General features: G+C 55.5%; 9 protein-coding genes. 6 read left to right on the plus strand and 3 right to left on the minus strand.

Going from position 1 to position 9,914, the window contains the following annotated elements; all coding sequences use genetic code 11:
• Positions 1–10 precede the first annotated feature (10 nt).
• On the plus strand, positions 11–631 hold the full coding sequence (locus tag BLV85_RS09130) for a phosphoribosyltransferase (protein WP_090414477.1): 621 nt from the start codon (positions 11–13) through the stop codon (positions 629–631).
• 16 nt (positions 632–647) lie between these two features.
• On the opposite strand, the gene BLV85_RS09135 is transcribed toward BLV85_RS09130, so the two are convergent.
• Positions 648–1,475 (minus strand): ABC transporter permease, encoded by an 828-nt coding sequence (locus BLV85_RS09135; protein ID WP_090414479.1) that lies wholly within the window; start codon positions 1,473–1,475, stop codon positions 648–650.
• A gap of 156 nt (positions 1,476–1,631) precedes the next feature.
• On the minus strand, positions 1,632–2,501 hold the full coding sequence (gene nadC, locus BLV85_RS09140; protein ID WP_090414481.1) for a carboxylating nicotinate-nucleotide diphosphorylase: 870 nt from the start codon (positions 2,499–2,501) through the stop codon (positions 1,632–1,634).
• Positions 2,502–2,546: 45 nt separating this feature from the next.
• Here nadC and BLV85_RS09145 point away from each other — a divergent pair, with 45 nt between their 5' ends.
• From BLV85_RS09145 to bamC, 5 genes are all read left to right on the plus strand, one after another.
• Positions 2,547–4,025 (plus strand): FMN-binding glutamate synthase family protein, encoded by a 1,479-nt coding sequence (locus BLV85_RS09145; protein WP_090414484.1) that lies wholly within the window; start codon positions 2,547–2,549, stop codon positions 4,023–4,025.
• Between the two features lie 36 nt (positions 4,026–4,061).
• The gene (locus BLV85_RS15200) at positions 4,062–4,202 is read left to right on the plus strand and encodes a hypothetical protein (protein ID WP_176973989.1); all 141 of its coding nucleotides are present in this window, start codon (positions 4,062–4,064) and stop codon (positions 4,200–4,202) included.
• Positions 4,203–4,291: 89 nt separating this feature from the next.
• A complete protein-coding gene (gene clpB, locus BLV85_RS09150) occupies positions 4,292–6,883 on the plus strand; it encodes an ATP-dependent chaperone ClpB (RefSeq protein ID WP_090414486.1) in 2,592 nt (863 codons plus the stop codon).
• A gap of 208 nt (positions 6,884–7,091) precedes the next feature.
• Positions 7,092–7,970 carry a 4-hydroxy-tetrahydrodipicolinate synthase gene (gene dapA, locus BLV85_RS09155; protein WP_090414489.1) on the plus strand — a complete coding sequence of 293 codons (879 nt, stop codon included), beginning with the start codon at positions 7,092–7,094 and terminating at the stop codon, positions 7,968–7,970.
• An 84-nt stretch (positions 7,971–8,054) separates the two neighbouring features.
• Complete coding sequence (bamC, locus tag BLV85_RS09160) at positions 8,055–9,125, plus strand: outer membrane protein assembly factor BamC (protein ID WP_245725154.1); 1,071 nt, start codon at positions 8,055–8,057, stop codon at positions 9,123–9,125.
• 464 nt (positions 9,126–9,589) lie between these two features.
• Here bamC and BLV85_RS09165 read toward each other — a convergent pair whose 3' ends face one another.
• Positions 9,590–9,793 carry a hypothetical protein gene (locus BLV85_RS09165; RefSeq protein WP_090414492.1) on the minus strand — a complete coding sequence of 68 codons (204 nt, stop codon included), beginning with the start codon at positions 9,791–9,793 and terminating at the stop codon, positions 9,590–9,592.
• Positions 9,794–9,914: the final 121 nt, after the last annotated feature.

Genomic DNA, 9,914 nt, shown 5'->3' on the forward strand with positions numbered 1-9,914 from the left:
AGTATGCAAAATGTTTCAGGATCGTGCAGATGCAGCAGCTCAGCTGGCCAAGCGGCTCCATGCCTATCATGGCCAGTCTCCATTGATACTGGCCATTCCACGGGGTGCGGTGCCGATGGCTAGGATTATCGCCGACCGCCTGGATGGCGAACTTGATGTGGTGTTGGTGCGCAAGTTGCCGGCACCTGGCAACCCGGAATTTGCGATCGGCTCCATCGATGAAACCGGCTGGGTCTATCTGGCCGATTATGCCGATCAGATTGTCGACACCACCCAATATATCGAAACCGAAAAAACCACCCAGCTGGAATTGCTGCGCAAGCGCCGCGCGCGCTACACGCCGGTACGTCCGGCGGTCGACCCCAAGGACCGCATCGTGATCGTAGTCGATGACGGCCTGGCGACCGGGGCGACCATGATTGCCGCACTCCATGCCACCCGGGCCAGGCAACCTAAAAAACTGGTGTGTGCGGTACCGGTCGCGCCGACTGAAACGCTGGAGAAAATCGCACCCTACGCCGACGAGATCGTTTGCCTGGAGACCCCCTCCCCGTTCTACTCTGTCGAGCAGTTCTATCGCTCGTTCCCGCAAATCGAAGACGAGGACGTGATCGCCACGCTTGCCGGGTGATGCTGCCCAGACCGGCTCAAAGTACGTCGGCGAACCCTTTGCGCGTTTTCTGGAACCAGGCGAAGCCAGACCAGGCGATCATGCTGGCCAGCAAGGTGTAAAGCGCCAGACTTGTCCAGTTCATGCCAAGCCCCCAAATCATGACCATGCGCGCCTGTTCGATCACAAACGTCAAGGGATTGATCTGCAGCAGCCAGCGGAAATCCTCCGGGAGCGCCGTCACGGGATAGAAAATGGGTGACATGAACATCAAGGCACTGGTGATCAATCCGATCACTTGCGCAACATCCCGCAAATAAACCCCGAGCGAGGCCAGGAACCAGCCCAGCCCCAGCACCATCAGCATGAAGGGAAACAACAATACGAACAGCAGCCCAAAAGTGGCCTGGGGAATGCCGAAAAATACCAGGTAAAAAACCAGCCAGACCAACAAGCTGATCAATAAATGAAAAAAAGCCGAACCCAGAATCACAACCGGCAGCACTTCCAGGGGAAATATCACCTTCTTGACGTAATTCACATTGCTCAATATCAAAGCCGGCGCGCGCGTCACACATTCGGCAAAAAAGTTATACAGCATCAGTCCGGCAAACAGCGCCAGCGCGAATTCAGTCTTCGAATCCGATCCACCCAGCCAGCGGGCCTTGAAAATCACGCTGAAAACAAACGTATAAATGGCCAGCATCAATACCGGATTGAAGAAAGACCAAAGCAACCCCAGGATGGACCCCTGGTAACGCCCGATCACTTCGCGTTTGATCAGGCTGTGTATCAGGCTCCGGTGGCTTTTAAGCGAACCGAGCAATGCAAGCGGGGAAATTGAGTGTGCGGCGTGTGGATTCAATCTGGATTCCTTATATGAGTATGCGCTGCAGGGACAAGGCCCAATCACCTGATGCTGAAGCAGGCCCGCAGCCGCGCATGAAGCAAGACTTTAAGATGCCTCTGAACGGTTTTCCGTTTCGGTGTGGGGCATGTGCCATGCCAGGCAGACAGGCAATCAACCCAAGCTTCTCGGCACGGGCGAATCAAAAAAACGCATGGATAAATCCACAGCCTGCAGATCCTTGGTCAGACTGCCGATGGAAATGCGGTCGACACCGGTTTCCGCCACCGCGCGCACGGTCTCGAGCGTGATGTTGCCGGAAGCCTCGAGCAACGCGGATTTATTGGCAATGCGCTGGTTGAGTGCGACCGCGTCGCGCAACCCCGCAAGATCGAAATTGTCCAGCAGAATCATGCTGGCGCCCGCATGCAAGGCCAGCGCCAATTCATCCAGCGTTTCCACTTCGATCTGGACAAAAACATGCGCTGGCGCGCTCGCTCTGGCTTTTTGCAGCACCGCCGCAATTCCCCCGGCGGCAATGATGTGATTCTCCTTGATCAGAATCCCGTCATAAAGCCCGATACGATGATTGACACCGCCGCCGCAACGGACGGCGTATTTCTGGGCGAGACGCAAGCCCGGTATGGTTTTACGGGTATCGACGATGTTCACCCCGGTACCCTCAACCGCCTCGACAAAGCGGCGGGTGCGGGTAGCCACGGCGGATAAAAGTTGCAGAAAATTAAGCGCGGTCCGCTCAGCGGTAAGCAGGGATTTCGCCTCGCCCTGGAGCACACACAAGGTCTGACCGGCGGAGACTGTTTGTCCATCCTCGACCTGCCAATCGATTGTTATCGATTTGGCAAGCTGCCGGAAACATGCCTCGAACCAAGCAGTACCGCAGACCACAATCGCTTCCCGCGTCATCACGCGCGCACTCAATTGTTCCTCGTCCGGCACCAGGGTCGCTGTCAAATCACCGGATCCGATATCCTCGCTCAATGCTTGACGAACCTGATCGCGAATTGCTTCAATGTCTAACATGCTGCACACTCATTTATTTAACTGTCAAGAATACTGCCCGACGTCATGCCTATCAGTCTGAATTATCTGCTCATCTTCAGTATCGGCACCATTTTGGGCTTGATCGTCGTGGGCGCCATCATTTTGTTCTTTATTCGGGATGTCACGCAGAAAGAGCATGCCATCCTGCGTAATTATCCCATTATTGGACGGCTGCGTTATTTTTTTGAAATGCAGGGGAAGTATTTCCGCCAGTATTTCTTTACCGGTGACCGCGACGAGCTGCCATTCAACCGCGCAACCCGTGGCTGGGTCTACAAGAACGCCAAGAACAAAGGCGGCATTGTCGGCTTTGGCTCCACTTATGACCTGCGCGAACCCGGCGCATTCATCTTCGTTAACGCCGCCTTCCCGATTCTGGAAGAAGACCAGCTCCCCACACCCAAATTAAGTATCGGTGAAGGCTATTGCAGTCATCCCTTTCAGGCACAATCCATCATCAATATCAGCGGCATGAGCTACGGTGCCATCTCGGCACCGGCCGTGCGCGCGTTGTCGCTGGGCGCGGCCAGGGCAGGATGCTGGCTCAATACCGGTGAGGGCGGACTTTCGCCCTATCATCTGGAGGGCGAATGCGACCGCATCATGCAGATCGGCACCGCCAAATATGGTATCCGCGACGAACATGGCAACTTTTCAGCCACCCGCGCCAAAGAAATCGCCCAATTCGTCAAGGCATTCGAAATCAAGCTCTCGCAGGGCGCAAAACCCGGCAAGGGAGGTGTCCTGCCAGCCTCTAAGGTTCATGCGGAGATTGCTGCCATCCGAAGCATCCCCCCCTACAAGGATTCGATCAGCCCCAATCGGCACCATGATATCGGCAATATCGAACAATTGCTCGACCAGATCGCCTTTATCCGAGATTTAACCGGCCGGCCGGTCGGCATCAAGGTTGCAATTGGGGGCTGGCGCTTTATCAACGAGCTATGCGACACCATCCTGCGCCGCGGCCTGACCTGCGCGCCCGATTTCATCACAATCGATGGTGGCGAAGGCGGCACAGGCGCCGCGCCACAAACCTTGATGGACCATGCCAGCCTGCCGATAGCCGAGGCACTGCCGCGCGTGGTCGACGCGCTGATCGAGGCCGATCTCAAGCAACGCATACGCGTGGTCGCGGCCGGCAAGCTCGTGACGGCCGCCCAGGGTGCCTGGGCACTGTCTGCTGGCGCCGATTTCGTCAATTCGGCCCGAGGGTTCATGTTTGCCCTGGGATGCATCCAGGCCATGCGCTGCCATCTCAACACCTGCCCAACAGGCGTGACCACGCACAACCCGCGCCTGCAGCGCGGACTGGTGGTGGAAGAAAAATATTTGCGCGTGGCCAATTACGCCACCAATCTGAACCGGGAAATCGACATGATCGCCCACTCCTGCGGCCTGCGGCACGCACGGGAATTGCGCCGGGAACATTTGCGCATCGTAGAAACCGCCGGCAAAAGCATCGCCCTGAACATACTGTATCCCTATCCGGATAAACAATGAACGCCACCGGCCTTGACCATGACATGAGAACCACGAATGAACACCAATGAACATGAATCTTCTGCCCCCGCGCAGGGTGCGCTTGCGCGGGGCAAAACCCGCAACCAAACCGGAGCAAGGCTATTCACAGGCCATGCTCAAAATCGCGTGACCAGCATGCGGCTTCCTGCCAGCTGAAATATAACTGCCGCAGCAGGTTGAAATTTGCTTATTCCGCCATATAGTAGTTAACGAAAACAACCCCGATCATTACTTGAGGAGACGGCATGCGGTTTGACAAATTCACGACCAAATTTCAACAGGCTCTGGCCGATGCGCAAAGCATGGCAGTGGGACAGGATCATTCCTATATCGAGCCCCAACACTTGCTGCTCGCGCTCATGCAACAAGAGGACGGCAGCACCGTCTCGCTCCTGCAGCGCGCCGGGGTCAACGCCCACCCTTTACGCCAGGCGCTGTCCGAAAGCCTTGGCCGCCTGCCCAAGGTTGAAGGCACCGGTGGAGAAATCAACGTTTCCCGGGATCTGGGCAACCTGCTCAATCTGGCTGACAAGGAAGCACAGAAAAGAGGCGATCAATATATCGCTTCGGAAATGTTTTTATTGGTGGCGCTCGAGGACAAGGGAGATACCGGCCGGTTGCTGAAACAATATGGCGCGGCACGTGCCGCACTCGAACAAGCGATCAATTCCGTGCGCGGTGGCGAAAAAGTCACGGATGCGGAAGCCGAGGGCAGTCGCGAAGCCCTGAAAAAATATACGCTTGATCTGACCGAACGGGCACGCGCGGGCAAACTCGATCCGGTGATCGGGCGCGATGATGAAATCCGCCGCACCATTCAGGTTCTGCAGCGGCGCACCAAGAACAACCCGGTGCTGATCGGCGAACCCGGCGTAGGCAAAACTGCAATCGTGGAAGGGTTGGCGCAGCGCATCGTCAATGGCGAAGTGCCAGACACCTTGAAAAACAAGCGGGTATTGTCACTGGATATGGCAGCGCTGCTGGCTGGCGCAAAATACCGGGGTGAATTCGAGGAGCGGTTGAAAGCCGTTCTGAAAGAACTGGCGCAAGAAGAAGGCCGGACGATTGTGTTCATCGATGAACTGCATACGATGGTGGGCGCAGGCAAGGCGGAAGGCGCGATCGATGCCGGCAATATGCTCAAACCTGCGTTGGCCAGGGGTGAATTGCATTGCGTGGGCGCGACCACCCTGGATGAATATCGCAAATATGTCGAAAAGGATGCCGCACTGGAACGCCGCTTCCAGAAAGTATTGGTCGATGAACCCAGCGTGGAAGCCACCATTGCCATTCTGCGCGGTTTGCAGGAGAGATATGAGCTGCACCATGGCGTGGAAATTACCGATCCGGCCATTGTCGCGGCGGCGGAACTGTCTCACCGCTACATCACGGACCGGTTCCTGCCGGACAAGGCGATTGACTTGATTGATGAAGCGGCCGCGCGCATCCGCATGGAGCAGGATTCCAAACCCGAGGTCATGGACAAGCTCGATCGCCGCCTGATCCAGCTGAAAATCGAACGCGAGGCCATCAAGAAGGAAAAGGATGAGGCCTCAAAAAAACGGCTGGCGCTGCTGGAAGAAGAGATCAGCAGGCTGGAGCGCGAATATGCCGATCTGGATGAGATCCTGAAAGCGGAAAAAAGCCGCGCCAAGGGTTCCCAGGAGATCAAGGAAGAACTTGAAAGGCTGCGCCGGGAAGAGGAAATCGCACGCCGCAAGGGCGACTTGCAGCAAGCATCGGAATTGCTCTACGGCCGTATTCCACAGCTGGAAGCGCAACTGGCCGAGCAACTGCGGCAAACCGAAGCCGGCGGCGAGATTTCCCAGCCCAAACTGTTCCGCACACAAGTCGGTGCCGAGGAAATTGCTGAAGTCGTATCGCGCGCGACAGGCATTCCGGTCTCCAAAATGATGCAGGGCGAGCGTGAAAAGTTGCTGCAAATGGAAAGCAAACTGCATGAGCGTGTGGTGGGGCAGGATGAAGCCGTCCGGCTGGTTTCGGATGCAATCCGGCGCTCGCGTTCGGGGCTGGCTGATCCCAACCGGCCTTATGGCTCCTTCCTGTTTTTAGGGCCTACCGGTGTCGGCAAGACCGAATTATGCAAGGCGCTGGCTGCGTTTCTTTTCGATTCCGAGGAACATCTGATCCGGGTCGACATGTCGGAATTTATGGAAAAGCATTCCGTCGCGCGACTGATTGGCGCGCCGCCCGGTTATGTCGGGTATGAAGAAGGCGGACATTTGACCGAACAAGTACGCAGAAGGCCCTATTCGGTCATTTTGCTGGACGAGGTGGAGAAGGCCCATCCCGATGTCTTCAATGTGCTGCTGCAGGTACTGGATGACGGCCGCATGACGGATGGCCAGGGGCGCACTGTCGACTTCAAGAATACCGTCATTGTCATGACTTCCAATTTGGGTTCACAGATGATTCAGCAGATGAGTGGCGATGATTATCAAGTCATCAAGCTGGCAGTCATGGGAGAAGTCAAAACATACTTCCGCCCGGAATTCATCAATCGTATCGATGAAGTCGTGGTCTTCCATGCACTGGATGAGCGCCACATCAAGTCGATTGCCGAAATCCAATTGAGCTATCTGGAAGCCAGACTGGCACAAATGGAAATGCAGCTGGTCATTACCGAATCGGCATTGGCAAAACTGGCCGAGGCCGGCTTCGACCCGGTATTTGGCGCGCGGCCGCTGAAACGCGCCATCCAGGCACAAATCGAGAATCCACTGGCAAAAGAACTGTTGGAAGGCCATTTTGCAGCCAAGGATACGATCCAGGTGGCATACGTTGACGGCAACATGCAGTTCTCCAAGCAGGTTTGATACGCACTCAGCATCCTGTCTCGCGAACTCCACTTGCGCCGACATGTCCAATTGGCATTTCCGGGATCCTGGTTTCATTCGGGCGGCACAGTTGTCTTGTGAATCGCCCCGCCATCATCAACCCGGCCCTTGCGGAAAATCCCGGTTGAAGTTGAATGAAGACAGATCCTTTCAGGTAAAATAATCACTTTTATTTGGATCAAGCGCCATGTTTAAAGGCAGTCTGGTGGCTATCGTTACCCCCATGTTTGAAGATGGGGCATTGGATCTGGACAGATTCTGCGCCCTGATCGACTTTCATATTGCACAAAAAACCGATGGCATCGTGGTCGTCGGCACAACTGGCGAATCCCCGACCGTGGATTTCGACGAACATCATCTGCTGATCCGCACCGCCGTTGCCCATGCGGCCGGCCGTATTCCGGTGATCGCCGGGACCGGCGCCAATTCGACACGGGAGGCAATCGAGCTGACCGTATTTTCGAAGAACGCCGGCGCGGATGCCTGCCTGTCGGTAGCGCCCTACTATAACAAACCGACCCAGGAAGGCCTGTATCAGCATTTCAAGGCAATTGCCGAGGCGGTCGATATGCCAATGATTCTGTATAACGTACCGGGGCGAACGGTTGCGGATATCGCAAACGACACGGCATTGCGACTGGCACAAGTGCCCGGCATCATCGGCATCAAGGACGCGACCGGCAACATCGCGCGTGGATGCGATTTGTTGCAACGCGTACCGCCCGATTTCCTGGTGTACAGCGGCGATGACGCCACTTCGCTCGCCCTGCTGCTACTGGGCTGCCATGGCGTGATATCCGTCACCGCCAATGTTGCGCCCAGCCTGATGCACGCTATGTGCAGCGCAGCATTTGCCGGAGATCTGGCACAAGCCCGCGCCATTAACAATCAGCTGTTCAAACTGCATACCGACCTGTTCGTGGAAGCGAATCCCATCCCGGTCAAATGGGCGGTTGCAAAAATGGGACTGATCGGCAGCGGCATACGCCTGCCGCTCACGCCACTTTCCAGTCAATATCACGAAAAAATCCAGGCAGCCATGCAACAGGCTGGCATCAGAGTTTAAGGGTTGGCAATGCTCAAAAAGCGGCAACGCAGGTTTTTCGCATTAAATTTCGTACTCGTGGCACTCATCTCGGGTTGCAACTTAATGCCCGAAAGCAAAAAAATCGACTACAAATCTGCTGGCAAACTCCCCCCCCTCGAAATCCCACCCGATTTGACCATCCCGCAAACGGATGACCGATTCGCTGTGCCGGATTCTGGTCCGTCTGGCAGCGCTACCTTCTCGGCCTACAGCAGAGGTACGCAAGATGGGCAGCCAAGGATGCGCTCGGAATCATCGGTATTGTCTGCGATGGCCCAGGATGACATTCATATCGCCCGCGCGGGCACCCAGCGCTGGCTGGTCGTGCCACACGCACCGCAAGCCGTATGGCCGGTGGTCAAGGAATTCTGGCAGGATATGGGATTTCTGCTCAAGCTCGAAGCACCGGAGATTGGCATCATGGAAACCGACTGGGCGGAAAACCGGGCAAAAATCCCTCAAGATATCATCCGGAGCGCACTATCCTTCGTTCTGGATAGCCTGTATTCCACCGCCGAACGCGACAAATTCCGCATTCGCCTGGAACAGAGCGAATCTGGCGGAACGGAAATCTATATCAGCCACCGTGGCATGATAGAGGTGCTGGCTGATCGCAACATCAACCGCACCGTCTGGCAACCCCGTCCAGCCGACCCGGAACTGGAAGCGGAAATGTTGGCACGCTTGATGCAGCACTTCGGAGTGGAAGAAAAACATGCGACCGCTGAAATCGCCGAGAGCAGCGAAGCAGTTGAGGAACGGGCGTTTATGGACAAAACCAGAAATGGTGTACTGATCGTGAGAGAAGCATTCGATCGGGCATGGCGACGCATCGGGCTGGCACTCGACCGGGTCGGCTTCACCGTTGAAGACAGAGACCGCTCGAGCGGCATCTATTTTGTCCGCTATATCAATCCCGATCAGGAATCCCGCAAGGCCAGTCAAGGGGAAGGCATTCTCTCGAAACTGGCCTTCTGGAAAAGTGACGACGATACAAAGGCGGAAAAATATCAAATCCAGATCAGCGAAGTCGGCCTCAACAGCGAAGCCACGGTCTTGAATGAGGATGGCACACCTGAAGAATCGGGCACAGCCAAGCGCATCCTCAATTTGTTACACGAGCAGCTCAAATAAGGTTGCACCAGTGCCGCACTTGCGGCACTTCTCGCAGCAACCAGACTGTTCCTGGCAGGCGTCATTTAAGACAGCCGAACGGGTACGCTTGCGCACCCTTGTATGGGTCGATGGTTTCGCTACGCTCGCAAAGACGGAACAGTAAAAAATGACCGCCGCACACACCTTGACTGCGGTTATGGTGAGGCCCAACGGGCCGCGGCCATTCAGACGCTTTTCGGCAACAATAACGCTACTGTTGCCACAGCGTTGAGCAATCTGATCTGAGATTGGAATTCCCAAACAGCTTCTCAGTGGCGGCCCGATCATTAACCACACTCTGAACAGAGCTTTATACAGGCTTGCAACTTGCCCCATGCACGATGCCAATTATCCCGGCTACCTCGTTCACAGGCATGCGCATAGCGCGCTGAATACACATAAAAAAACCGCCTAACCGGCGGTTTTTTTGAAACGTTTATGGCTTAGTGTCCGTCAGGGATACCACTATCGCCTTCTTTCAAGCATTTGCCGTTTCCGTCCAGGCCATGCGGGCAATCCAGTTTTTCACCGGCAACGATTTTTTCGTAAGCTTCTTTCTCGGTTTCGGGAAGTGCTTGCGAAGGACGTCCACATGCAGATAAAAACAACACAGCCGTGACGATAGCAATTGCGTAAACAACTTTCATTATGAGTTTCCTTTTGTTAAAAATTACGGCTCGTCAGCAGAATCTGTGGGCGACATCCGGTTCAGGTAGCGCGCCAAGTGCATGATATAATGCGATTTCTGCGCCATGAAAGGTTCGAAAT

The sequence above is a fragment of the Nitrosomonas halophila genome (genome assembly GCF_900107165.1).
Classification (GTDB): Bacteria; Pseudomonadota; Gammaproteobacteria; order Burkholderiales; family Nitrosomonadaceae; genus Nitrosomonas; species Nitrosomonas halophila.